Source organism: Nocardiopsis sp. NPDC055824 (genome assembly GCF_053616335.1).
In genome coordinates, this window is the sequence record NZ_JBSHDN010000009.1 from 45,635 (window position 1) to 67,891 (window position 22,257).

Annotated in this window: 28 protein-coding genes; 17 read left to right on the plus strand and 11 right to left on the minus strand. The window is 70.7% G+C overall.

Annotation, left to right across the window (positions count from 1 at the left end; translation table 11 throughout):
• Position 1: 1 nt before the first annotated feature.
• From ACWGL3_RS04320 to ACWGL3_RS04345, 6 genes are read right to left on the minus strand one after another with little or no spacing between them, the layout of a single operon-like run.
• Positions 2-1,501, minus strand: coding sequence for an ATP-binding protein (locus tag ACWGL3_RS04320; protein ID WP_452460854.1), 1,500 nt, complete (start codon positions 1,499-1,501; stop codon positions 2-4).
• Complete coding sequence (locus tag ACWGL3_RS04325; protein WP_452460855.1) at positions 1,501-2,931, minus strand: SCO6880 family protein; 1,431 nt, start codon at positions 2,929-2,931, stop codon at positions 1,501-1,503. Before ACWGL3_RS04325 ends, ACWGL3_RS04320 begins: the two co-directional genes overlap by 1 nt.
• Complete coding sequence (locus tag ACWGL3_RS04330) at positions 2,928-5,027, minus strand: hypothetical protein (RefSeq protein WP_452460856.1); 2,100 nt, start codon at positions 5,025-5,027, stop codon at positions 2,928-2,930. Before ACWGL3_RS04330 ends, ACWGL3_RS04325 begins: the two co-directional genes overlap by 4 nt.
• Entirely contained in the window at positions 5,024-5,800 is a 777-nt protein-coding gene (locus tag ACWGL3_RS04335; protein ID WP_452460857.1) for a hypothetical protein, read from the minus strand. The genes ACWGL3_RS04330 and ACWGL3_RS04335 overlap by 4 nt, the downstream gene beginning before the upstream one ends.
• A complete protein-coding gene (locus tag ACWGL3_RS04340) occupies positions 5,800-6,171 on the minus strand; it encodes a hypothetical protein (RefSeq protein ID WP_452460858.1) in 372 nt (123 codons plus the stop codon). Before ACWGL3_RS04340 ends, ACWGL3_RS04335 begins: the two co-directional genes overlap by 1 nt.
• Positions 6,172-6,182: 11 nt before the next feature.
• Positions 6,183-6,737: a hypothetical protein gene (locus ACWGL3_RS04345; RefSeq protein WP_452460859.1), complete on the minus strand. Its 555-nt coding sequence runs from the start codon at positions 6,735-6,737 to the stop codon at positions 6,183-6,185.
• A 186-nt stretch (positions 6,738-6,923) separates the two neighbouring features.
• On the opposite strand from ACWGL3_RS04345, the gene ACWGL3_RS04350 reads away from it, so the two are divergent.
• Positions 6,924-8,153, plus strand: a complete 1,230-nt coding sequence (locus tag ACWGL3_RS04350) for a hypothetical protein (protein WP_452460860.1) — start codon at positions 6,924-6,926, stop codon at positions 8,151-8,153.
• 266 nt (positions 8,154-8,419) lie between these two features.
• Here ACWGL3_RS04350 and ACWGL3_RS04355 read toward each other — a convergent pair whose 3' ends face one another.
• The 5 genes from ACWGL3_RS04355 to ACWGL3_RS04375 form a co-directional block, all read right to left on the minus strand.
• Entirely contained in the window at positions 8,420-8,860 is a 441-nt protein-coding gene (locus ACWGL3_RS04355) for a hypothetical protein (RefSeq protein WP_452460861.1), read from the minus strand.
• Positions 8,857-9,405, minus strand: a complete 549-nt coding sequence (locus ACWGL3_RS04360) for a hypothetical protein (RefSeq protein WP_452460862.1) — start codon at positions 9,403-9,405, stop codon at positions 8,857-8,859. Before ACWGL3_RS04360 ends, ACWGL3_RS04355 begins: the two co-directional genes overlap by 4 nt.
• Positions 9,406-9,897: 492 nt before the next feature.
• Positions 9,898-11,898, minus strand: coding sequence for a hypothetical protein (locus ACWGL3_RS04365; RefSeq protein WP_452460863.1), 2,001 nt, complete (start codon positions 11,896-11,898; stop codon positions 9,898-9,900).
• A 488-nt stretch (positions 11,899-12,386) separates the two neighbouring features.
• Positions 12,387-12,890 carry a hypothetical protein gene (locus tag ACWGL3_RS04370; protein ID WP_452460864.1) on the minus strand — a complete coding sequence of 168 codons (504 nt, stop codon included), beginning with the start codon at positions 12,888-12,890 and terminating at the stop codon, positions 12,387-12,389.
• Between the two features lie 8 nt (positions 12,891-12,898).
• Positions 12,899-13,636, minus strand: a complete 738-nt coding sequence (locus tag ACWGL3_RS04375) for a GntR family transcriptional regulator (protein WP_452460865.1) — start codon at positions 13,634-13,636, stop codon at positions 12,899-12,901.
• Between the two features lie 186 nt (positions 13,637-13,822).
• On the opposite strand from ACWGL3_RS04375, the gene ACWGL3_RS04380 reads away from it, so the two are divergent.
• From ACWGL3_RS04380 to ACWGL3_RS04455, 16 genes are all read left to right on the plus strand, one after another.
• Complete coding sequence (locus ACWGL3_RS04380; protein WP_452460866.1) at positions 13,823-14,485, plus strand: hypothetical protein; 663 nt, start codon at positions 13,823-13,825, stop codon at positions 14,483-14,485.
• A 29-nt stretch (positions 14,486-14,514) separates the two neighbouring features.
• Positions 14,515-14,898 (plus strand): hypothetical protein, encoded by a 384-nt coding sequence (locus ACWGL3_RS04385; protein ID WP_452460867.1) that lies wholly within the window; start codon positions 14,515-14,517, stop codon positions 14,896-14,898.
• Between the two features lie 32 nt (positions 14,899-14,930).
• Positions 14,931-15,479, plus strand: a complete 549-nt coding sequence (locus ACWGL3_RS04390; protein ID WP_452460868.1) for a hypothetical protein — start codon at positions 14,931-14,933, stop codon at positions 15,477-15,479.
• A gap of 99 nt (positions 15,480-15,578) precedes the next feature.
• Positions 15,579-15,746, plus strand: a complete 168-nt coding sequence (locus ACWGL3_RS04395) for a hypothetical protein (protein WP_452460869.1) — start codon at positions 15,579-15,581, stop codon at positions 15,744-15,746.
• Between the two features lie 89 nt (positions 15,747-15,835).
• Complete coding sequence (locus ACWGL3_RS04400) at positions 15,836-16,006, plus strand: hypothetical protein (protein WP_452460870.1); 171 nt, start codon at positions 15,836-15,838, stop codon at positions 16,004-16,006.
• A 97-nt stretch (positions 16,007-16,103) separates the two neighbouring features.
• Positions 16,104-16,463, plus strand: coding sequence for a hypothetical protein (locus ACWGL3_RS04405; protein WP_452460871.1), 360 nt, complete (start codon positions 16,104-16,106; stop codon positions 16,461-16,463).
• A complete protein-coding gene (locus tag ACWGL3_RS04410) occupies positions 16,460-16,585 on the plus strand; it encodes a hypothetical protein (RefSeq protein ID WP_452460872.1) in 126 nt (41 codons plus the stop codon). The genes ACWGL3_RS04405 and ACWGL3_RS04410 overlap by 4 nt, the downstream gene beginning before the upstream one ends.
• Positions 16,582-16,731 (plus strand): hypothetical protein, encoded by a 150-nt coding sequence (locus ACWGL3_RS04415; protein WP_452460873.1) that lies wholly within the window; start codon positions 16,582-16,584, stop codon positions 16,729-16,731. The genes ACWGL3_RS04410 and ACWGL3_RS04415 overlap by 4 nt, the downstream gene beginning before the upstream one ends.
• Positions 16,732-16,733: 2 nt before the next feature.
• Complete coding sequence (locus ACWGL3_RS04420; RefSeq protein WP_452460874.1) at positions 16,734-18,143, plus strand: hypothetical protein; 1,410 nt, start codon at positions 16,734-16,736, stop codon at positions 18,141-18,143.
• A gap of 329 nt (positions 18,144-18,472) precedes the next feature.
• Positions 18,473-18,727 carry a hypothetical protein gene (locus ACWGL3_RS04425; protein WP_452460875.1) on the plus strand — a complete coding sequence of 85 codons (255 nt, stop codon included), beginning with the start codon at positions 18,473-18,475 and terminating at the stop codon, positions 18,725-18,727.
• Positions 18,724-18,909 carry a hypothetical protein gene (locus ACWGL3_RS04430; RefSeq protein WP_452460876.1) on the plus strand — a complete coding sequence of 62 codons (186 nt, stop codon included), beginning with the start codon at positions 18,724-18,726 and terminating at the stop codon, positions 18,907-18,909. Before ACWGL3_RS04425 ends, ACWGL3_RS04430 begins: the two co-directional genes overlap by 4 nt.
• Positions 18,910-18,920: 11 nt before the next feature.
• Positions 18,921-19,535, plus strand: coding sequence for a hypothetical protein (locus tag ACWGL3_RS04435; RefSeq protein WP_452460877.1), 615 nt, complete (start codon positions 18,921-18,923; stop codon positions 19,533-19,535).
• A 101-nt stretch (positions 19,536-19,636) separates the two neighbouring features.
• A complete protein-coding gene (locus ACWGL3_RS04440; RefSeq protein WP_452460878.1) occupies positions 19,637-20,146 on the plus strand; it encodes a hypothetical protein in 510 nt (169 codons plus the stop codon).
• Between the two features lie 45 nt (positions 20,147-20,191).
• Positions 20,192-20,584: a hypothetical protein gene (locus tag ACWGL3_RS04445; protein ID WP_452460879.1), complete on the plus strand. Its 393-nt coding sequence runs from the start codon at positions 20,192-20,194 to the stop codon at positions 20,582-20,584.
• A 6-nt stretch (positions 20,585-20,590) separates the two neighbouring features.
• Positions 20,591-21,916: a hypothetical protein gene (locus tag ACWGL3_RS04450; protein ID WP_452460880.1), complete on the plus strand. Its 1,326-nt coding sequence runs from the start codon at positions 20,591-20,593 to the stop codon at positions 21,914-21,916.
• Positions 21,917-21,945: 29 nt separating this feature from the next.
• The gene (locus ACWGL3_RS04455) at positions 21,946-22,236 is read left to right on the plus strand and encodes a hypothetical protein (RefSeq protein ID WP_452460881.1); all 291 of its coding nucleotides are present in this window, start codon (positions 21,946-21,948) and stop codon (positions 22,234-22,236) included.
• Positions 22,237-22,257 lie beyond the last annotated feature (21 nt).

The window sequence follows — 22,257 nt, forward strand, 5'->3', positions numbered from 1 at the left end:
GTCAGGCCTCCTCGCGGATCTTGCGGCGCATGGCCGCATCGGTGTCGTAGAGCTTCAACTCGGTGGGGGTGAGCTGGAGCTGCACCGCCTCGCCGATGCGTTCGCCCGAGCCGATGCGCACCAGGTACTTGCCACGCCCGGGGTGGATGGCGTGGGCGCCGTCGGCTCCGGTGGAGGAAGGGGAGGCCCAGGAGGAGACGAGGTGGCGCTCCTCCTCGGTGAGGGTGCGCTGGGCGGAGATGCGGTCCAGTTCGGAGGGGGGCATGGCGGCGAGCACCATGGTGTCGCAGCGTTCCATCAAGCCCGCCGCTTTGGCGCGGTCCTCCTCGGTGGGCAGCGCTTCCAGGTCGCGCAAGGAGTGCGTGATCATCAAGCTGATCTCGCCCTTGCTCCTGTTCAACCTGGTCATGGAGTCGAGCGCGCCGACCATGCCCGGGCCGGCGCGCAGGGCCCGCCACATCTCGTCCAGCGGCAGGATGAGCGGGCGGTGGGCCGCACCGAACGCCCTCGCGGTGTCGACGGCCGCGTAGCTGTAGGACCAGGTGGCGAGCAGTCCGGCGGCCACGACCTGGTCGCCGGCGCTGAGCAGCGAGCGCAGGTCCACGCTGACCGCGGGGGCGTCCAAGTTCAGCGGGGTTGTCGTGGGCCCGTCGAACAAGCCCGCCAACGGCCCGTCGCACAAGTTACCCAGGGCGGTGATGACCTCGCGCACCAGCTCCACGTACTGGGCGTGGTCGGCGACCAGGAGGCGGTCGTAGATCTCCTGGGGCGGGGAGCGCAGCACCGCCACCAGCTCGGGAATGGTCGGGTCCTGCGTGGAGCGTTCGGTGGTCACGCGCAGGGCCTCGGTGAGCGCGGAGGCCTCCGGGGCGGTGGTGCGCCGCCCCAGCCCGTGCGCCCCGGAGAGCAGGCCGTGGAGGAACTCCGACCTGCGGCCGTTGATCTCGGACTTGAGTCGCTCCTGTTCGGCGTCGGGCAGGGTGTGCATCTTCCGCCCGAGCGGGCCGCTGTCGAGCGGGTTGATGCGGTCCATGCCCCGGCCGATGCGCACAACTTGTCCACCCAGGTGTTCCACGAGCTGGGAGTACTCGCCCTTGACGTCGCCCGGGCACAGCACCTGGTAGCCGTAGGCGGCATACCCCAGGCACAGGCGCTTGGCGATGGCGCTCTTGCCCACGCCCGGTTGGCCCTGCACCCAAACGCCCGGGTTGGTCGTCAAGGTGCCGACCCATCCGGCCGGGTCGATGGCCGTCATTTGCCTGGTGAAAAGGTTCGGCCCCAGCGGGATGCCCTCGACCGGCAACCCGCTGGCCTGCATCCAGGGGTAGAGGCCGGCGAGCTGGCGGGTGGTGCCCAGGTAGGCGTGGCCGGTCTCCACGTGCCCGGCCCGGCCGGCGGCCGGGTCGGGCCACCCGCGCTTGGGGGCGATGACGTCCCCGTGCAACCGGGGGGCCTCGGCGCGCTCGGTAACGGTACGGGGCGGCTTGGTGTGTCGTCGCATCACAGGTCCGGGGGGTAGAGGCCGGCCACGCCGAGCCCGATGGCGAAAGCTGCGGCTTGGCCGCCCCAGCAGGGGCGCATGCGCAGCCGGGACTGGGAGGCGGCCTGGGCGATGTGGCGTCGAGCTTCCTCCAGTTCTTCGAAGGAGGAGCAGGTGGTGGTCACGAACAGGCTGAACTCTGTCAGGCCAGCGCCTTGGGCCTCCTCGGCCGCGGCGCGCTCGGCCCGGGCGGCGTCGGCCTCGTCTCGCGCGGAAGGGTCGCGACCGGTCTTGTGGTGGTAGATCCGCCGCGCGGTAGACGCATCCTGTTCCCTCTTGAGCACGCTCCCGGCTTCCTCGCGGGACAGCGTGCGGTACAGCAGGGTGAGCCGTCGGCTGTAGGGGCCGGGCAGCAGCAGCGGCAGCAGAACGTCGTGCGTGACGTACTGCCGGGGGGCCTCGACCAGGCACCAGGTCGCGGAGTAGGCGCCGTCGTGGGCGTAGTAGGACCACTCCTCCTGGGCGGCGATCGGACCCACGTCCGGCCAGTCCAGCCGGGACCACAAGGCGGGGTCGGTGACCTCCTCGGCGTCGGGGTCGAACGCCGTGCGCATGATCTGGGCGAGGTCGTCGGCGCTGGCGCGGCGCAACACGTCCACCCCGGCCGCTGACAGCGACAGCCCGCCGAGCGAACGCAGCGTCTCGGCCACTGAGGAGTCCACGTCGCGCGCAGACGTCTTCGTGGGGTCGACCGACAGCGTCAGGCGGGCCCGGATCCGGGTCGTCGTGGACGGCGCGGCCGCCACGACCTCGTCCATGACCTGGCGGGCCAGCGCCGGGGAGGAGGGGTCGGTGCGCGCGGCCACGTGCTGGGGAAGGTGGGTGCCCAGGGCGGGGGTCAGGTCGATGGTGACGGCGGCGTGGGAGACGGCGGTGTCGTCGGCGAGCGCGGCCAGGGTCTGTCCCCACGCCCCCACCTGGTAGTTGACGGTGCCCTGGTCAGCGAGGAGCGCCCCGGTGGGGGAGAGCAGGTAGGTCGCTGACATCAATCCCCCGCGTTGGTTCCAGACCAGCCCGACGGCGCCGCGGCCGGGGTCGTTCAAATCGAGCAGCCGGGTCGGGGCCAGCACGCCGGGCAGGTCCCACCGGCGCGGGTAGGGCGCCCACATCTGGGCCCGGTAGGCGGTCTGGCCGCGCATCCGCGCCGCGTTGAACCGCAGCCACGCCGAGGCCAGGTCAACCACCCACACCCCGCGGATGGACAGCGCAGCCGCCACGGCGAGCACAGCCGAGCCCGGCACCAGCCACAGGGCGGTGACCAGCCCCTGGAACAGTGCCAGCAGCAAGGGCGCGGCCACGGCCAGGGCGAGCAGGCCGGTCTGGCGGCCGTCGAGCCCGGCGACACCGAGCGAGCGGACCCGCCGCCACCCTCCGTACAGCGGTGTACTCATCGGTCCTCCTGGTCGTGGTCATCCGACGGCAGCGGCGGCAGGTCCTGCTGGTGGCGGCTGGCTCCCGCTGGCGGAGCGGGGTCCGCCGGCGCCCCGGGGTCATCGACTGGGGGAGCGTTCCTCCAGGCGCGGGGCTCCGGTTCGGGGGCCGGCGCGGCCCCGCCCGGGACGATGCCGGGGTCGGCGGCCGCGGGGGTGTACGGGGGAACCGGCTCGTTTCCGGACTGCTCGCGCACCCGCAGTCCCCCCGCAGCCCCAGGCCGGTCAGCTCCAGGCGGTTGTTCGGCGCCCGGGGTGTGGGTGTAGCGTCCCGCCGCCTGGCCCAGCGCCTCGCCCTCTTCAGCTCCGGCGCCCTTGCCGAGCAGGAGCGAGCCCATCGTCTTGAAGGCCTGGCCCACCGTCTGCGCTGCCTTGGCGGCCCACCCTGCCGGGCCTGCCGCGGCGGCAGCGCCGGTGGTGGCGGCCTGCTTGGTCGCGGTGAGCGCGACCCCGCCGCCCGCGTGGGCGGCCTCGGAGGCGGCGCGCCGTTGCGCGGCGCGGACCTGGGCGTGCTTCTCCACGAAGTTGGAGACCGAGCCGCCCATCTGCCCCGCCATGAAGGCGTTGTTCAGTACCGACCCTGCTGAGACCCCGCCCTCGACCACGTTGGCCATCAGCGGCTTGAACGTTTTCATCATCACCACGGGTGCGATGGCCCCGAACAGGAGCATCACCATGCCGCCGATGATGTCGATCACCTGGTCGGAGAGGGTGGCCTGGGTGAATCCCACCGCGAAGATGATGGCCATCGCGGGCTTGTAGAGCAGCAGGGTGGCCATCATCGCCAGCAGTCCCGGCAGCCACCGCTTGCTGGCGGTGCCGCCGATCTGCCCGGCCGCGGCGATGGGCAGCAGCAGCGCCATGAGGGGCAGGGCCGCCTCGCGCACCACCAGCAGGACCGCCTGCACGAACGTCATGAGGAACGCCGCGATGTAGAGCAGGACGAGGAAGCCCAGGTAGGGGACGTGGGCAAACAGGGCGGCCGCCGCGCAGTTACCGAAGGCCCTACCAAGGTCGCCCACGCGCTCGGCCTCGGCCTCCTCCTCGGTGAGCGCCCGGTCCTCGTCGTCGCTGTCGGCGGCGGCCTCCAGCGGCGGGTAGTCCAGCTCCAGGCCGTCGTCCTGGGGCACGGACGCCTGGTACTCGGTGCACCCCTGCGCACTGAGGTCCTTGCCGAGCTGAAGGAAGCCGATGGTCATGCTCTCGGCGGCGTGCCCGGCCGAGCCGAGCACCGCCACCCCGCACGCACACGTGGCGACGAACACGGCCAGGCCCTTGAGGGTGGAGACGATGATCCCGGGCTGGCGGGAGATCATCATCTTGATGCCCTGCCCTATGAGCAGCAGGGTGCCCAGCAGCATGCCGGTGCCCATCATGTAGGGCCACAGGGCTCCCGCGGGGGCGTTCTCCACGTCGGAGTGGGGGATGGTGATCCACCAGTACAGCAGCATCGCGAAGAACCACCGAACCCCGTGGCCCAGCGACTGCGCGAACTGGGCCAGCGTGGAGTCGGCGATCGCCCCGAGGGGGTCGTCCATGAACTCGCGGATCTCTTCGGCGCCGCTACGGGACGGTTCGCCCTCGGAGTCCCAGCACTGATTCGCCTTCTCATCGTCCCGGAAGCCGCTGTCTCGCGAGTGGATGGTGAAGTTCCTGGTGACGCAGAAGTCGCGCTCGTCACCGCTGTCCGGGGCCAGGCACACCATGACGAAGTCGGTGTCGGGGTCCGAGGCCACATCCGAGCCCTCGTAGGCGTCCCGGTAGAACGCTTTGAACTCCTCCAGGGCGTCCTCGACGACGGCGTCGCCGAGGAAGGGCACCGAGGCGCGGTCGTCGTCGTTGATGTCGGTCTCGGTCTTGCACCAGCGCAGGACGCGGCCGGTGTCGCCCACGATGCCCTGGCCGGTGTCGCCCATGTCCGTGCCGGTCATGCCCTGCCAGCCGGCGGCCTCCAGCGCGTCGGCGGAGTCCTTGTCGTACTCGTCGGCGAAGGCCGCCGCGGGCACCAGGAACACCAGGCACAGGGCGTACAGCACCACCATCCACGCGCGCTTCATTCCCCGTCTCCCGCGTCCCCCTCGGGGAAGAAGATGGGCTGCCACAGCTCGTGCTCCAGGCTGTAGTACTCCTCGCCCAGGTCGAAGGCCGCGGACCTACTGGGGTCCTCGATGTCGGTGATCACCCAGTCCCCCGAGCGCACCGACGCATCCCACTCCAGGCGCATCCCGTGGATGTAGGACCGGGTGAAGGCCGCGGTGCTGCCGTCGCTGACCTCCTCGTTCGCCAGCACCCACACGTCGATGGTGTCGGCGTCGACCTCGTCCCACGTCACGCCGACGGGGGCGATGTAGTAGTAGGAGCTGGGCGAGGGGAAGGCTTCGCGGTCGAAGCTCCCGCCGGGCGGCAGGTGGTCCTCGATGTCGTCGGCGCGCAGGGGGAAGAGCCACTCGTCGACGTCGGCGTCGGGGTCGGTGGTGTCGGCGTAGGCGTCGAAGGCGAAGGCCAGGGCTTCGGCGTCGTTCGTGGACAGGGCCTGCAGGTAGACGACGGCCATGGACGCGGCGCCCTCGGGGCTGTGGGGGAAGCCCACCGGGAACCGGTCGTGGGCCATGTCCTGGCCGGCGACCGGCACGAAGTCCTCCTCGCCCGGGGAGGGCGGGGCGGCGCTCGGGGCGGCGGTGGGCTCGGGCGGCGGGATCTGCCCGCTGTTGGTGCGGGTCACGAACCAGGTCGCGGCCACCGCGGCCACGAGCAGCAGGGCTCCCAGAGCCACGTAGAGGCGGCGGCGGGAGCGGGCGGCGTTGCGCGCGATCTGCGCTGGCGTGGACATCAGGTCGCGAACAATCCGGTCAGGATGCTCGTGGCCATGATGACCAGGCACACGCCGAAGATGACGGCGACACCGTGGCGCAGCCCGTCGGCGGAGACGGCCGAGCGGGAGCCCAGCTTTCCGATCATCATCATGACCCCGGCGGCGACCAGGCCGAAGAAAGCCACCAGGCCCGCGACCCAGTACCCCCAGCCGATCCACATCTCGCCGTAGGTGGCCAAGCCCGGCGGAGCCGCTGGCGGGGCGTCCCAGTTGGGGTAGCCCGTGGGCGAGGGCTCCATGGGCACCGGGGCGGCTGCGCTCAGGTGGGGGGCGGAGTCCAGGAGGGGCGCCGCCGACGCGGCTTCGACGACCAGGGAGAGCATGTCCATAGGGGTTCGTTTCAGAGTCGGGTGCTCACACGCAGGTGGGCACGCTGGTCGACGGGGTGGGGTGCGGCGGGGTCCAGGGTGAGGGAGGGCACGGGCTCCCCCGGCCCTCCTCCGGCCGCCAGGAAGGTCGCCGTGTACAGGCGCCGACGGATGTCGCGCAGCCGGCGGCGGGTACGCGCCACGTCGCGGCCCTTGCCCTGGAGGGCGTGGGCGGGTTCGTCGACCAGGCGCAACCGGTGCAGGTAGGGGATCTCCACGCTGATCTCGACCCGGTCGGCCAGGGCTCGGGTGCGCTGGACCACGATGCGAGGCGGGGGCAGCGGGACGTCGCGCACGACGAGCAGCCCGGGCTGGGCCAGGGCTGGCCGCCAGGTCGAGATCAGCGCGGTGGCGTCGGCCAGGCCGCGTGCGGTGGACGGCGCGACCACGACCAGGTGCCGCTCGGGCACGAGGTCGTCCTGGGGCAGGACGGCGCGCACGAGTAGGCCCTCGCCCGGGTCGGCGACGGCGGTCAGCAGCGCCGCGGCGGTGAGGGCGGCGTGCTCGTGTTCTCGGGACGCTGGCACGAGGAGAACCTCGTGGGCAGCGACCGGCCCCGGCGGGGCCGGGTGGATGGGAGTACCACCGGCCGATTCCATAGCACGTGGCGTGACCATGGGAAATGACATTGGTCCCTCTTCGGACATTCCACCCCTTATGTCCTGATCGTGCTTTTATGCTCAGCGTGCGCATTTATACCATCGCCCCACGACATGCACGTGCAAGCCATTAATCACGAGAAGTGGAAAAACCCCTTGAGCTGCTGGTACCCCACCCGCCGCACGCAGGCCGCGGCCCTGGCGCTGCTCCTGGTCTCGACCACCGCGTGCTCGGGCTTCGGCTCCCCCACCAGCGAAAATGGAACTCCGGCCCACGTGGACGGCATTCCCGACGTGGTCCTGCAGGCCTACGGGCAGGCCGCGGCCGCAGCCGAGGAGATCGCCCCGGATTGCACCGGTATGACCTGGGGACTTTTGGCCGGTATCGGCCACGAAGAATCTCAGCACGGGCTGTACTACGGCGGCACCGTCGGCGCGGACGGAACGGTGAGCCCGCCGATCGTCGGCGTCGCCTTGAACGGGGGCATCATCAACGACCGCGGGGACCGGGTCCAGGCGATCCCCGACACCGACGGCGGCCGCTACGACCGCGACAGCGCATGGGACCGAGCGGTGGGACCGATGCAGTTCATCCCCGGCACCTGGACGGCCTGGGCGCCCGACGCCAACCCCGGGGTGAGCGACCCCGACCCCCAGAACATCTTCCACGCCGCCCGCGCCGCGGTGGCCTACCTGTGCGGCCCCGGCGAGACCGACCTGACCGACCCCGCCACGCTCGAGGCGCGCGTCCGGGCCTACAACCAGAGCCAGCGGTACGTGGACACGGTGATCGCCAAGGCCGAGGAGTACAACGCCATCCCCGTCGGCCCGGGGGCCGCAGCCGGCGGCGGCGACGCACCCGACCTGACCGGCATCGGCTCAGGCCCGATCGGATCGTGCGAGGACACCTCCACCCCCACGTCGGCGACCCCGCTCTCGTGCGCGAGCCGCGACGCCGCCATCGCCGCGTTCCCGGACGCCCAGTGGACGCGGCCGGGATCGGCGTACTGCCTGCGTTCCACCGCCGACGACCACGGCCTGGGGCAGGCCTGCGACCTGATGACCACCGGCATCGGCACCGCCGGGTCGGCCGCCGAAGACGCGGCCGGCGACCAGCTCGCGCTCTGGTACGTCAGCAACTTCGAGCGCCTGGGCGTGAAGTACGTGATCTGGAAGCAGAGCATCTGGAACCCCGGCTGGACCGCGTGCACACGCTCGGACCGCACCCCGCACTGGTACAACGACGTCCCTGACGTGCCCGGCGGCAAGTGGTGCGGGATGGAAGACAGGGGCAGCCTCACGGAAAATCACCAGGATCACGTCCACATCAGCTACGTGCGCTAAGCGTGCGTATTGCATCAGATGCGCTTTACGCCCGAAGGGGGCCGCAGCCGGCGGCTGCGGCCCCCTTCGGGTTCGAGGCCGGTCTGGCCCCACCCCTAGACGGGGAGCGAACCAAGTACGGCCGGAAGGGGCAACGCGCTTCATCTGATGAAGGATTCCTTCGTCTGATGAAGTCCAGCTCAGGAAGGACCGATGCTGATTGGTCTACCTTCTGACCTGCGGGAACGATGGCCCATTGCCGCTTTCCGGCGTACTTGGTTCGCCCCCTAGACCGACCTGAGGTGTCGGTTCTTCGCTCGGCCGTCGTCCCGACGCCGTGGGGGCCGGCGTGTGTAGGTGGGAGCGAACAGGGAGGGCGCCTCTCCGGAGAGGTCCGCCACGGCTCGCAGCCACTCCTCCGGGTCACCGGTCTTGGACTTGTAGGCCGCGTGGGGGTTGACCTGGAACAGACGCTGACCCTTGCGCCAGAGCAACCGCAGCTCGATCAGCCGGGACAACGCGCTGCTGACCGTGTTGGGGTGGATGCCCAGCCGGTCAGCGATGTCCTGGCGGCCACGGCGCACAAGACCGCCGGGCTCCATCCAGCCCAGGATGGTGTCCCACACGTCACGCTGGGTCGAGCTGAGGCGGTACATGGGCATCACCAGGGTGAGTTCACTGCTGGTGAAGTACCCGTACTCGCCCACCGACTCTCGAGCCTCGTTCATGATCCGTCCGCCTTCTTCGTGGTCCGGCCGCGGGCGTCCCGGGGCTGGGGCAACGTGATCTCGGGGGCGCCGTCGGGGAGCTGGGCGATGACCTCGGCCTGTTCGCTGCTGGTGCCGTAGAAGGCGACCCGGGGGTTGACCCGGTACACGCCGCGGCTCACGGGGATGACCAGCCCCCAAGAGCGCAGCCTCTTCAGCAGCTTGTTGACCTCACCGCGCTCCGAACGCATCTCCTCAGCCATCTCGGTCTGTTTGAGCTTGATGATGCCGCCCCGTTCCTGCGACCCCATGAGGAGGTGCAGCAGGGAGAACTCGGCGCCGCTGAGCCGGAGCCGCCCGAGTTCGAAGGACAGGGGCAGGGACATCTGGTAGTAGCTACCGCCGACGAAGTCGTACTGGGTCCGGGCCTGGCGGGTGACGTGCAGCTCGTCGCCGTGGGCCAGTTTGATGGTGTGGTTCTTGGTCACCTCCTCCACCGGCGGCGGCTCCGGTGGTTTGAGCCCGGGCAGGCTGCGCAGCGTCGGCTTCCTCGCTGGTGTCGCCACGTACTCTCCCGGTCGATCGTGTGGGTCTGTGTGATGCACCCCCGGCACATCGAACAGAGGTGGGGGTACAGAAACTCTATCTAACTGCGTCATTTTGTTGTGCTGGAACACGCCTTCGTCGAACCGCTCCTGGCGAGTGTGGGGCCCGAACACGCCTCCACTGTCGCGAAGGCGTGTTCCAGCACACCTTCACTACGACGTTTTGCCTGATCACAGCACCAGAGTGCCGGGTTCTCTCTTACAAAGGAGGAGTGTGGTGCCTCATGGCACAGGACACACCCCTCAAAGCGTCCCTGGCGAACGACTGGTGGTACCCGGGGGCTCGCGCCCCCGGGACCCCCCGAGCCGACCGGGAACCTGGCGCGCATCCGATGTGCGCACCCACCGGAGGCTCGCGCCAGAACCCCGGCCGGACCAGTCACGTGGGCTGATGTCATCTGAGGCTGGTGCATCCGTACCCCACCTATACAAAGTAAAGGTGACATGTCTGCTTCACCCCGCCTTGGCCACGCTCCAATGGCATCGAGGACAGCGTCGCCTTTCCACGTGCGTCGCGCTCACCTGGACGGTGATGGTGCGGAACTCCTGGTTGCAGGATCCGCAGTACGCGGGCTCCGGCTGGGGTTCCATGGCCTTCAGGAACGCCTCCAGGGGGCCTGGGGCGGCAGCTGGCTGCTGCTCACGCCTCGGAGAACGAGCACCGGTGCGGGCGTTGTCCAGGCTCTGGCGAAACTTCTCCGCGACCTCCTCCTCTGACCACCCCTGGTTTTCTCCGTCCGTGCCACCCTGGCCCACTGCGGCCCGGGGCTTGCCCTGGAGGGCCTTCTCGCACTCCACGCACATCGGGGCGTTGTACTTCAGGTACAGCTCGGGCATGCAGGCGAGGTTGTGCTCGAGGCAGTGCCCCTCACCCGGCACACGGGTGGAAGAGGCGACCGCTGCCGCCTCCTCGGCCCGGCGCCGGCGCACGACCTCCAGGTGCGCGGTCAGCCGCGAGACCGAGCTGAGCCGGTTCGCCACCACGGGGAACGGCTTGACCACCTGTTCCAGCCCGTCGAAGACGTCACCGAGCTCGCCTTCGGACAGGTGACCCGCCTCCAGCAGGGTCCGCAGGCGCCGGACGAGCGACCGCTGGTCGTCCTGACCCTTCAGGCACATCCCCGACGGCACGTACCGCTCGACCAGGACCAGCACCGGGTCGGGAACGGCCGGGGCCGCCGCAGGCGGCTCCGCGCCGGACCTCGACCCTCCCTGAGAGAACTCTTCTCCATCCGTGGCCGCACCGCGCGGATGCGGCACCCCGCCCTGTGGCTGAGGCTGCTGCGCGGACGGAGAGGGGTGTGTCTGAGGGTGTGTAGTGGGGTGTGTATTTAGGTCTCCGATTTCCCCGTCCACAGCCTCCGATTTCCCCGTCCACAGCCCCTCATTTGCGCGGGTGCCCTCCTGTGGAAAACCCGAGTTACCCACAATTCGCAGGTCAGAGGGCACCCGAGGAAATCGGAGGCTTGCTTCGGGGACGGACCGCACGGCTTCCTGGCGCTGGGTGATGAGGTCCGCGTCGCGCTGCTCCCCGGCCCCGAGGGGTCCGGGGTGCATCAGGCCGGCGGGCGGCATCACCCGGACCACGTAGGACGTGGGTTCGCTGGTGTGGCCGAAGCGGTGCTCCGACCCCTGTACGAGCCCGTTCTTGGCGATGAGCTTGCGGTCCTCCAGGGTTTTGGTGATCTTGCTGACGTGGTTGTCGGACCAGCCAAAGCGGCGTCCGATCGCGTTGCGGTACAGGTCCTCGCCGGTGGACATCGCTCCGTCGGCCAGGCTGGTGTGGGCGGCAAGGAAGACGTACACGCCCAGCTCGATCAGGCCGATGGTGCGGTCCAGGATGGGCCAGGAAATCACCTGGACGAAGGGCAGGACCTCCATGCGGTTCTGGGGCGGCAGGGTGCTGTCCGGCCCCTCGTCGCGCAGGCGCTTGGCGAGGCGCTTGGGGTTGTGCCACTCCCACCGGCTGAGCGGGCCCGGGTAGGCGAAGCCGCCCGGGGGGTCGTAGGCCAGCTCGAAGCGCGGGGCCCGGCGGATCCGCCCCTTGCGGGAGGTGCACGAGGGCGGGCACGGCTCGTCCCGGACGGTCTGGCACTGCTCGCAGTCGCGCGTCTTGACCGAGTTCGGGCCGACGGTCAGGGCGTGGGCCTGGGCCAGGCGCGGGATCAGGCCGAGCGGGCTGCGCGCGCGTGCGGTGGCGCGCATCACGGTGTCCGGCTGCACGCCGAAGCGCTTGCAGATGTCGGCGGTAGTGATGGAGGAGGACAGCTCCCCCTTGGCCTGGTCGACGAACAGGTACAGGAACGCCAGCAGGCCCAGGGCGCTGGCGTCCACCTCCTCGTTGAACACTGCCCAGCCGGGGATCTGGGTGTGGGGAAGGTAGAGCGGGCGCCCGGAGGGGCCCAGGATGGGTGAGCCGTCGTCCCTGACCGGCTGCTGGATGGAGTGGGGCAAAGCGGTGGCCTTTCCGGACCGACCGCGGGCAGGGCAGCTCAGTGGACTCATCGCCCCGAATGGGTACGATGGGTGGTGTCTGGGTGAGCGTCCTGGTCCACGATCGACCAGCTCATCTGTTTGTGTGACAAGGCCCGGGTTGCCCCCCGGGCCTTCGTCGTTTTCATGGGTACCGCGTACCACAGCGACCATTCTGGCTCTCTGTGGGTAACACTCCCCTCTCGGATCACAACCGAGAGGGGCCGCGCAACCAAGGTTTCGCAGCTTCTGTTGGGTCGTTCGGTTGCGCGGAAGCCCTGCCGTTGCGAACTTTCCGACCTGGCCTCGCGGTCTCCTGGAGTCGGCAGACGGGATTCGATCTGGCCGAAAGCGGCCACAGCGCTGGACGATCGCCTCGGCGAGGTTCTAGGCGATGCCCAAGGCCTTCTGGAAGAACTCGGCGGTGGAGCCGGAAAATGCGTACTTCCGACCCCACGTGTGCGGAGGGCTCAGCCTTGGCCATGGGCAGGCAGCCGGAGCTCGAAGAGGGCCCCGGACTTGTTGCCCTCGACACGCTCGGTTCGCACGTACTTCCACCCGCGGGACCGGTAGTACGCGTGAAGATCCGGGTTGGTGGCCCAGGCGTCGAGACGGATCACCTCGAACCCTTGCTTCCGGGCCCAGGCAGGGGCCCAGACGTTCATCGTCCACTCCCCGACTCCGGGGGTGGCGTCGTCGGCACGGGCGAGCTTGCCGAGGTAGACAGCCCGCTCCGCCCGCTCTTCGGGAAGCCAGAACGGGCCGGGGTCGGGGGCCATGGTGATGGTGGCGTCCAGGTGGCCGGCCCCGTTGTGGACGACGAAGGTCTCGCCCCGTTCGATCATGGCCGCCATGCGCGAATGCGGCATCCAGCCGCGCCCCCACTGGTCATAGCCCTTCTCGGCCAGGCGATTCCCTGCCTCGTTGAGGATGCGCACCACGTCATCGAGGTCTTCAAGGGTGGCCTGGCGCACGCTCCAACTCATGCGGGCAGCTCGAAAATCAGCGCGATGGAGTCGCCGGGCCAGATGGTGCGGGTCAGGTGCACGGCCTCGTTATCGATGTAGCCGGTGCGCCACTGGATCAGCACGGCGGTTCCTTGGCCGATGCGCAACAGGTGAGCTTCGTCAGGGGTAGGCGGGCGCCACCGCAGCTCGTCTACGAAGTGGGTCAGCTCGTAGCCGTGCTCGGCCATGAGCGCGATCACGCCGGGCTGAACGTCGGCGGGACTCATGATCCCGGGGACGGCCTGGGCGACCGACATCGGATAGAAGGTGTCGGCCATGTTGGACGGTTCGCCGTCCAGGGTGCGCATGCGGCGCCTGGCCACCACGGTCTCGCCCGGGTCCAGGCCGAGCTTGCTGGCGATGGTTTCATCGGCGGAGACGAGCCCCACGTCGATGGTCTGGCCGGGCTCCCGCCCGTTTTCCTTGGCGTCGGCGACCCAGGCGTCCACACCGGCGGCCCGTCGGCGCTCCAGGGATTCGGTGCGGCTCGCGTGTACCGGCATGATCTGGATGCGGCGGACCCGGCGTCCGGCACGGCTGTGGCCTGTGGTGAGCAGGCCCTCCTGCTCCAGTACCTCCAGGGCCTTTGCGGCCGTTGCGCGGCTGACGTTCGCCTCCTGGGCCACCTCCCTCTCGGTGGGCATCAGCTCACCGGGCTGAAGCTCGCCGCTGGTGATCCGTGTACGGAGCCGCTCTGCGAGCTGCAGATACAAGGGCGTCCTCTGTGCTGGCATCTCGCTCTCCTTGCTGCCGGATTCTTTTGGCTGCGCCAAACGTATCAAACGCTTGACACCTACACCACAGCCTGGCTAAAGTTTGGACCAGCCAAACGCACCAAGCGTTTGGAAGGGAAGATGCGTTTGGCAAGTTTGACGCATCCTAAGCCAGCTGGAGGAGTCGTGTCCCTGTTCGCGAAGGTTGTCGCCGCCACGGGAGCCACCACTGCCGATGTCGTACGTGTGGCCACCGAGGGTGGTACGACCTCTGCTGACTGGGACATCGCCGTGGCGATCGAGAAGGCCGGCGGCCGCCTCGCGAGCGACCTCATGTTCCAGCCCGAGCGGTCCTGGCGGGCCGAGCACACCCGCCTGCACGACGCGCTGTGGGAGGAGACCCGCGAGGAGGACGTCGAGTTCCTCGCCGAGCACGCCGCCCGGGCCGGGATCACCGACATCACCCCCCTGCTCCCCGCGGTCAAGCAGACCCCCGAAGCCCCCGCCCCGGCGAACCCCAAGGCCGTCTACGACTCCGAGGTGCGGATCTACCCCGAGTCCACCGCCCCCGACGCCCCGAACACCATCGCCCCGCACCACCCGCACCACCCGGGCGACGACGACGGCCAGGTCCACGATGACCGCGAGGCCGCCGAGGACCTGGCCGTGGCCGTGCACGACGACCTCGCCGAGGTCCTGGGCGACGAGGACGCCGCGACGAAGCTGACCGGCGCCTGGTCCACCCCGGACGAGGGCCGCGCCACGCTGCGCCGCGTCCTGGCCATCGAGCCCCGCACCCGCCGCCACGCCGCCGCACACCACGGCCTGGACCTACTGACCGCCGCCTGACCAGCACACACACCAGAAAGGACCGCGCCATGCAGCAGCCCCCCAAGAGGGACGTCTACCCGATCATCCAGGCGCTGGGCCGGGCCATCTGGGAAGGCACGGAAACCCCCGCCGGCCTTCTCGTGGTCCTGTCCAACGACGGGGTCGACGGCACCGACGAGGTCGTGGAGGCCCTGCGGGCCTGCGGTTACACGGTGACCAAGATCGGCACCCGCCGCGTGATCGTCGGCGGCGTGGACCCCCTCGCGCTCCTGGACGCCCAGATCGCGGCGCTGACCGCCCAACGCGACGCCCTGGCCGCCACCTCCATCTGGCGGTGCAAGGCCTGCTCGACCTACAGCCCCGGCGACCAGGACTGCATCGTGTGCGGCTACAGCCGCGACGGCCGTGCCCCCCAGACGATCACTGCCTGAACAGCGCCCACCACGGAAAGGACCACTGCCGGATGATGCACCGACGCTGCAAGGACCGGGTCCAGGAGCTGGAGGTCGAACTGCGTACGGCCAGCGCCCGGATCGCTGACCGCGACCGCGAGGCGGCCAAGCTGCGCATCGACCTTGAGAACGAGACCGGAGCCCGCTGGGACGCGGCTGGGCAGGTCGAGGGGCTTCGCGAGCAGCTGTATGAGGCCCGGACCCGGGTCCTGGACCTGGAGCAGGAGCTGCGCGAGTACCGGGAGCCGTTGGAGGTGCGCCGCACCCGCGCCGTCTCCCACGCCATAGCCCGCGGCCATCTGGATTTCGCGCAGGCGGTTCTCGCGCTCCCGCTGGCCGCGTTCGAGCCGGACCCGCAGCTGGTCCATCCCGGTTACTCCCCTGAGTGGCTCCTGGACGGACAGCAGGACGGGCAGCTCGCGACCGAGCAAAGGCTGGAGAGGCGGTACGGGCTCACCGAGGCCGAGGCCAAGGCTCTGCTCGACCGGCTCAGTGAGGAGTACGCCAAAGCCCGCCGCCGCGAGGAGTACGAGGACGAGGACGCGCCCGTCGTCATCTGACCCCCTGGGGTGCCCGTCCGCCCCGGCCCTGCGCTCGACGCGCGGGGCCGGGGCGGTCCGGGGGACCACCAGGGTCCACCACACCACGAAGGAGAGCACATGGCGAACTACGAGAACGAGCAGGTCAACACGGGGATCGTCAACACCGGCGGTCGCGTCACGATCTCCAATTGCGCGGTGGGCGAGGGCGCCACGATCGTCAACGGCCGGGTCGTCAAGGGCAAGACCGTGAACACCGGGCCCGACAAGGACGCCAAGAAGAAGTAGCTCCGGCCGGTGCTCCTGGTCCACCCCTTCCGTCCTGGGGGGTGGCCCGGGGGGACCGCCCGGTCCACACCACATGAGAGGGAGCTTCCATGGCCAGCTGGATCAAGAACTCCGCCATCGGCAACGGCGACCCGAAGCGGGTCGCGGAGGCGCTCGCCGCCGCGGCTGAGGCCGGCGCCGAGCACGGCGACTTCGTCTTCGGGGACGGCGTTGTGATCGAGGACGGCGTCGTGATCGACCCCGGCACTCCGCGCCGGTGACCTGACCGGCCCACGACACGAAGCGAGCCCCGCCCGGGATTGCAGCCCTGGCGGGGCTCTCGCACACCTGAACACCCATCTTGAGGAAGAGGAACCGATGCGCGAGAACGAGCGTACCCGCCAGCGCCAGATCACCACCCGCGACTGCCCCACCTGCCCGTGGGAGCTCGTCACCGACTTCGCTGACCTGGCGGAGGTCGAGGCGGCCACCCACCGCGTGCAGGCCCACACCAACGCCGACGAGCGCTCCCAGATCGCCCTGCTGGTCGAGGGCTACCAGCACTGGCTCGGCGAGCTGCCCGCCCGGGTGCTGCTCCTGGCGGTGTGGGAGGTCCTGGGCACCCCCGCCGTGGAGCGCCCCGTGCTGGAGCTGATCCCCGTCGACACCGATGGCACCTGGCCCGCCGACACCACCGAGGCTGGCGACTTCGTCGCGGAGCGGAGGGCGGCCGCATGAGCCGAATACTCCGCCGCTTCGCCCAGCGCAGCCACGCCCCCCGCTGCTGCAACGCCCAGCCCATGGACTGGGACGTCTTCCTGGGCCAGTACGTGTGCTGGGCCTGCGGGAAGAAGCGGTGACCGCTCTGCTGATGGTGGGCGCTTTGGCCCTGCTGTGCACCGCGACCGCGGTGCTCTTGGCCCGCACCGGCCACACCCTGATCCACACCGAACACGACCTGCCCCACCCCGACCACACCGATCGACGCGCCCCGAAGGAGGGCTGACGATGAAGAACCCGCAGACTGCCGACCCTGAACCGTACGAGACCGCCGACCCGCCGCCCCCCGAGCCCGCACCGGCGGCCGACCAGGACCGCGAGGCCGCCGACCAGGACCTGCCCACGACCGTGATCGCCGACGACCCCGGCGGCATCGACTTCACCCGCGTGATCGCCTCGGTGGTCACCGCCGCCTCCGCGGTCTTCACCGTGTGGTCGGTGTGGGACCTGTCCCGGCTGGCCGGGGAGGTCGGGGAGGAGGGACAGACCGTCCCGCACGTGGTCGGCCTGGGCGCCGGCGTCGGTGTGGAGGCCGTGTGGCTGTGGCTGCTGGCCATCGAGTGGAAGCAGGCCTCCACGACCGGCCGCGTGTCCCCGGCGCTGACCCGCACCGGGTGGGCGCTGGCCCTCCTGGCCTCGGTGGTCCTGGTCGTGCACGGCGTGGTGACCTCCTGGCCCATGGTGCTGCTGGCGGTGCTGCCGCTGGCGGCCAAGGCCGGATGGCACTGGCTGACCACGCTGCGCTGCGAGCGGACCCGGGCCCGCCTGGAGGCCGCGGCCGCGGCCGCGCGGGAGGCCCGGCGCCGCGAGGAGGAGGACCAGCGCCGGGCGCAGAAGCTCTCCACGGGGCTGAGCCCCGAGCAGGAGGAGGAGCTGGCGCAGATCCGCAGCGAGACCGTCTACGTCCGCGCCAAGGCCGACGTTGAGTCCGAGCTGACCACGGCCAAGGCCGAAGCCGACCGCAAGCGCCAGAAGGCCGACGCCGAGTCCGAGCGCATCCGCCGGCAGACCGAGTCGCAGATGCGCCAGGAGGCCGTCAACCTCCAGGTGCAGGAGCAGATGACGATCCAGCGGGCCAACGTCTCCCTGCTCAAGCAGCGCAACGAGCTGCAGGTGGAACTGCAGCTGACGAGCCCCTTCGAGCTGGGGGCCGGGGCCGGCGGGCCCTACACGCGGGTGCCCGACGACCCCTCGGGGTTCGGCCTGCCGCCCGTGGGCGGGGCGCCGGTGGCGGGGACGGGGTTCGGGTTCGCGCACCAGGCGCATGCGGGGGGTGCCACGGGTGCCACGGGTGCCACACCCGTTGACCTGCGGGTGCCACAGGGTGCCGCACCTGCCGCCACAGCCGGTGCCACGGGTGCCGCACCCTCTGCCGCACCCGCCGCCACGGCTGACGCCGAGGCTGACTCGCCCCAGCCGAAGGGCCGGACCTGGCCCCGGCCGCCGACCCCGGAACAGGGTCAGCGCCAGCTGGTCGAGTACGCCCAGTGGCAGCTGGGTCGGGGGGAGACGCTCGGGATCAGGGACGCCGCTCGCCGGATGGACTGCTCTCCCCGCTCGGTCTCCCGCTACCGGGAGGCGCTCATGGAGGACGCCGAGTACGCCCAGCTGATGGAGGCGTTCAACCCGCAGTCCTGACCACCACCGCCACGGTGTGGCACCCGCTCTGACCTGCGGGTGCCACACCCCCTTCACCCGCTCCGGCGGGTGAGCAGGCCCGCCCCACCCGTCCTGTGGGGCGGGCCTGCTCACCACTCCGGTGCCGCGACACGCGAAGTGACACCCCTGTGGAGGGGTGAGCCGACGCGTGAACGGCCCTGTCCACCCATCCGCCCCTCACCAGCGAAGGAGGCCCTGATCAGCCCACCGTTCCGAAGAAGCCGTGCCCCGCCCCGCGCGGGGCTCCCACGGGCCGCCGCACCCCATGCGGCGGCCCTTCCCACCCTTTGACCAGGAAGGAGGCCCACATGGCCGCCACCTCCCACCCGTTCCTCGATCCGACCGGCGCCCCCACGTCCGCGTGGGGCCGGTCGCCCCGGTTCGCCCCCGACCCGCGCACAAAAGCGCAGCTCAGGGACGAAGGGCTCATCGCCGGGCAGGAGGTGGCTGGCCAGCTCAGGTGGCGGTCCAACAGGGCCGGGAACGCCGGCGGAGTTCGTACCGCGAACCGCTACCGGCGCGGCCTGGCCCGCTCGGTCCGCCCCCTGGCGGTGGCCGCGTGAGGCACCGCGTCCAGATCCGGCCTGTGCCGGTCCCCGACTGGGTCCTGCACCGGCCGACCTGCTCCTGCGGGTGGACCGGAGACATCGTCCGCACCCACGTTCTTGCTGATGAACAGGTGTTTGAGCACCTGGACGAACACCCCGACAGCAGCGCGGCCCAGGCCGCCCTGTTCGACCTGTGAGGAGAGATCCGATGTCCCTGATCGAGCTGGTGCGCGAGCGTATGCACCGCCCCTGCACCGACCTGATCACCCGTCAGCACGACGCCCTGGTCGAGCACGCCCAGGCCCGCTACGAAGCGGTGAAACACCGCAATCACCTGGCCAGCGAGGGATACCGGCTGGAGGAAGCCCTCTCGGAGATGGCCGAGGCGCACGCCGACGCCGAAGAGGCCCTGGACAAGGCGCGTACCGAGATCGAGCGCCTGCAGGCCGAGCTGGCCGCCGAGAAGGTCCGCGCCGACCAGGCCGAGACCGCCCGCGCGGCCGTGGAGAACCTGGTCGCGGAGCCGCTGCCCCTGACCCGGCCCCGCATGGAGAACCAGCAGCCCGTAGACGCGGCGCTGACCAACATCGTCCTGGTCCGGATCCTGCTGCGCAACGAGGCCAACAAGAACACCGGCTTCTACTACGGCGAGCACCTGCACCAGCTCGCGGACGCCCTCCAAACCCGCATCACCACGGCGCACGAGGCGATCCGGTGCGGCCAGGAGCCGGGGCCGATCCTGGACAGCCTCCAGGCCCCCCTGACCGTGGAGCCGCTCGTGCCCGCCGCCTCCTCCGAGGGCCTGGCCGTGGAGGTCCGATGAGCCGCCGCGACCCGTCCCTGGCCCCCTCCCTGTGGGGGGGACAAACGACCCCGGACACCCCGGACACCCCTCCATCTGTGCAGGTCACAGAGGTGAAAGGGGTGTCCGGGGGGACGTCCGGGTCGGACACCCCCGCCCCGGACCCGCGCCCGCCCGCCACAGCCGCTCCCGAGCCGCCTGAGCCGCCCGGCAAGGGCCCCTCCACCGAGGTCGCCGTCACCGAGGAGGCCCCGGTCAAGGTCGGGCCCGGCATCGGCGAGCGGCTCGGCGCATGGGCGCGGGACTCGTTCGTGCCCCCCGAGATCTGGAGCCAGGACCGGCCGTCCTTGTCCAAGCAGTTCGCCTACGCCCGCGAGGGCGCGTGGGGACCCCAGCAGGGGTGGGCCCGCAAGGGCGCGATCGCCGCGTTCTTCGCGGTGTCGCTGCCCACGAGCGCGGCCGCCTACGCCCTGGAGTGGATCGGGGAGCGGCCCTCGCGGTGGCTCACCTTCCTGGTGCTGCTCTCGCTGACCTGGCAGGTGCCCTACGCCCCCGAGGTCCTGGGTGTGCTCGTGCGCATCCCGGCCTGGCCCATCACCGCCACCTGGGCGGCCCTGGCCGCCCTGTTCTGACCGCTTGACCTGCACATACGCACTTTCAAGAAAGGAGCTCCCCTGATGTGGGCGAGTTTCAGCGTCCTGGGCGCGATCGCGTTCGGGCTGCTCATCGGTTTGTGGATGAAGAAGAAGTTCAACCGGTTCATGCTCGGGTGCGCGGTGATCGCCGGGCTCTCCGTGGCCTACCCCATCGCCGAGTTCGGCGGGCCGATGCTGGCCCGGCTCGACCAGGTCGCCCCGTGGGTGGCGGTCAACCTCGTGCTGGCCGGGATCTGCTCGGTGCTGCTCTGGTTCGACTTCCAGGAGAAGGGGATCAAGAAGTTCAACATCGTCGCGGGCTTCCTGGCCCCGACGTTCTTCCTCCTGGCCGCCGGCCCCTTCCTGGTCCCCCTGGACCTGGTCGGCAGCGTGGGTGCCAGCGTCGAGACGGCCCTGTCCTCGGTGGGGCGGTGACCGCCGATGTTCGAGCTGGTCTTCGCCTGGACGGTCTTCACGCTCGTGCTCGGCAAGTCGGCTGAGGCCGTCACCCACGCCTGGAAGGGCACCGCGCCGCCCTCCCACCTGCGCAAGATGGCGCGTATCCGCGCCGCTGAGGCCAAGTCCCTGCGAGGAGGGGAACCGGCCGGTGCGGCCCGGGCCTGGGCGCGCACCGTGTGGGCCGACTCCTGGGAGGCAGCCACCGAGCGGCACAAGGAGCGCTGGCCCACCAAGGCCGCGAAGAAAGCGGAGTACGCCCGGACACGGTGGGCGGCGTGGGACGAAACGGAGGAGGAGCTGGGGCGCCGCTGGGACGCGCGGGCCCGGGCCCGCCGCGAGGGGTCCGAGGGCGAAGGGCCCGGCGCGGCGGACAAGCCCCGCCCGGACAGGTCCGGGCGGGACGAGACGGCCCGGGACGGCTTCTCCAGTCCGCCGCGTCCCGGGCCCGAGCCGACCGAGCCTCGCCGGACCGGGCGCGGCAAGGCCGACCCCGGCCCGGTGTACGACGGCTCGCCGCCCACCACGAGAGGGCTGATCACCCTCCAGCGGCTGAGTGAGGCCAACCTCGAGGCCCAGCGGCGCCGGGCCCGCGAGGAAAAGGCGGCCCGAGAGGGCCGCTTCCGCCCGCCGCCTCCCGACCCCGTGATCGACGACCTCACCAAGGACGAATTCGCCGGCCTGACCGATCACGAGCGACGCGTTCTGGCCGAGACCGACCCCGAGGTCCGCAACGACCAGGCCGGGGAGCGGGGCCGCATCATCGGCACCATCTACCGGCGCCGCGACGACCGGGCTCGCCGACCTGCTCCGAAGAAGGCCCCTGAGAAGGCCCCTGAGGGGGCTTCTGCCGCTCCCTCGGACACCCCGGACGCTACCCCGAAAACCGCAGGTGAGGGCCCAGATGGGGGTGTCCGGGACTCCCGGACACCCGGACACCCGCCGGTGTCCGGGGGCCCCGGGCCCACCCCGGGAACCAGCACGCACACCACCAAGGAGGAACCCGTGGCCGAAGTCATCAGCCTCGAAGGCGCCACCCGCCTGACCCACATGCTGGTCCGCAAGGCCAGCGTCTCGCTGGAGCGGCTGGAGGCCATCGTGGCCTGGCTGAGCGCAGACCCGGTGCTCCGCCAGAGCGAGCTCAACGACCGCTTCGGCGGGATCTGCATCGCGCAGGAGGCGTTCCTTGCTGAGGCCCGCCTGGCTCTGCAGACCTGCCAGGCCCAGGCCGGGGTGCGCGAGGCCGTGGAGGCCGCGGGCACGTCCGCGCTGAGCAAGGAAACCCTGATGGGCCGCCGCACCGAGAGCTGAACCCTCCCACCGATCGAAAGGCAATCCCGATGAGCAGCGACGTCCAATTCACCCTCGAAGAACTCGAAGTCCTCCTGGAGCGGATGAAGACCGACGCCGAAGCGAACGTCTCCCGGCTGGAACAGGCCACCGAGGCCATGCGCCGGGGCAAGGTCGGCGCGGGCATCCTGTCCCACTACGGCACGCTCGTCGACCTGGCCGTGGGCATCCGCGAGGCCGCCCTCGGCACCGATCAGGCCCTGGAGCCCAACCGGGCCCTGCGCGACGTGCGCTTCACCGTGCCCGACGCCGGCGACAACCGCTTCCTCACCGGCGACTAACCCCGCACCACCTACCAGCCC

What these genes read in the sequence shown, in the direction of transcription:
- ACWGL3_RS04435 (WP_452460877.1), top strand. Translation starts at nt 18,921, where the DNA reads ATGTCCCTGATCGAGCTGGTGCGCGAGCGTATGCACCGCCCCTGCACC.
- ACWGL3_RS04410 (WP_452460872.1), top strand. Translation starts at nt 16,460, where the DNA reads ATGAGCCGAATACTCCGCCGCTTCGCCCAGCGCAGCCACGCCCCCCGC.
- ACWGL3_RS04340 (WP_452460858.1), bottom strand. Translation starts at nt 6,171, where the DNA reads ATGGACATGCTCTCCCTGGTCGTCGAAGCCGCGTCGGCGGCGCCCCTC.
- ACWGL3_RS04420 (WP_452460874.1), top strand. Translation starts at nt 16,734, where the DNA reads ATGAAGAACCCGCAGACTGCCGACCCTGAACCGTACGAGACCGCCGAC.
- ACWGL3_RS04350 (WP_452460860.1), top strand. Translation starts at nt 6,924, where the DNA reads ATGCACGTGCAAGCCATTAATCACGAGAAGTGGAAAAACCCCTTGAGC.
- ACWGL3_RS04450 (WP_452460880.1), top strand. Translation starts at nt 20,591, where the DNA reads ATGTTCGAGCTGGTCTTCGCCTGGACGGTCTTCACGCTCGTGCTCGGC.
- ACWGL3_RS04455 (WP_452460881.1), top strand. Translation starts at nt 21,946, where the DNA reads ATGAGCAGCGACGTCCAATTCACCCTCGAAGAACTCGAAGTCCTCCTG.
- ACWGL3_RS04330 (WP_452460856.1), bottom strand. Translation starts at nt 5,027, where the DNA reads ATGAAGCGCGCGTGGATGGTGGTGCTGTACGCCCTGTGCCTGGTGTTC.
- ACWGL3_RS04390 (WP_452460868.1), top strand. Translation starts at nt 14,931, where the DNA reads ATGATGCACCGACGCTGCAAGGACCGGGTCCAGGAGCTGGAGGTCGAA.
- ACWGL3_RS04325 (WP_452460855.1), bottom strand. Translation starts at nt 2,931, where the DNA reads ATGAGTACACCGCTGTACGGAGGGTGGCGGCGGGTCCGCTCGCTCGGT.
- ACWGL3_RS04320 (WP_452460854.1), bottom strand. Translation starts at nt 1,501, where the DNA reads ATGCGACGACACACCAAGCCGCCCCGTACCGTTACCGAGCGCGCCGAG.
- ACWGL3_RS04395 (WP_452460869.1), top strand. Translation starts at nt 15,579, where the DNA reads ATGGCGAACTACGAGAACGAGCAGGTCAACACGGGGATCGTCAACACC.
- ACWGL3_RS04335 (WP_452460857.1), bottom strand. Translation starts at nt 5,800, where the DNA reads ATGTCCACGCCAGCGCAGATCGCGCGCAACGCCGCCCGCTCCCGCCGC.
- ACWGL3_RS04355 (WP_452460861.1), bottom strand. Translation starts at nt 8,860, where the DNA reads ATGAACGAGGCTCGAGAGTCGGTGGGCGAGTACGGGTACTTCACCAGC.
- ACWGL3_RS04405 (WP_452460871.1), top strand. Translation starts at nt 16,104, where the DNA reads ATGCGCGAGAACGAGCGTACCCGCCAGCGCCAGATCACCACCCGCGAC.
- ACWGL3_RS04425 (WP_452460875.1), top strand. Translation starts at nt 18,473, where the DNA reads ATGGCCGCCACCTCCCACCCGTTCCTCGATCCGACCGGCGCCCCCACG.
- ACWGL3_RS04385 (WP_452460867.1), top strand. Translation starts at nt 14,515, where the DNA reads ATGCAGCAGCCCCCCAAGAGGGACGTCTACCCGATCATCCAGGCGCTG.
- ACWGL3_RS04400 (WP_452460870.1), top strand. Translation starts at nt 15,836, where the DNA reads ATGGCCAGCTGGATCAAGAACTCCGCCATCGGCAACGGCGACCCGAAG.
- ACWGL3_RS04445 (WP_452460879.1), top strand. Translation starts at nt 20,192, where the DNA reads ATGTGGGCGAGTTTCAGCGTCCTGGGCGCGATCGCGTTCGGGCTGCTC.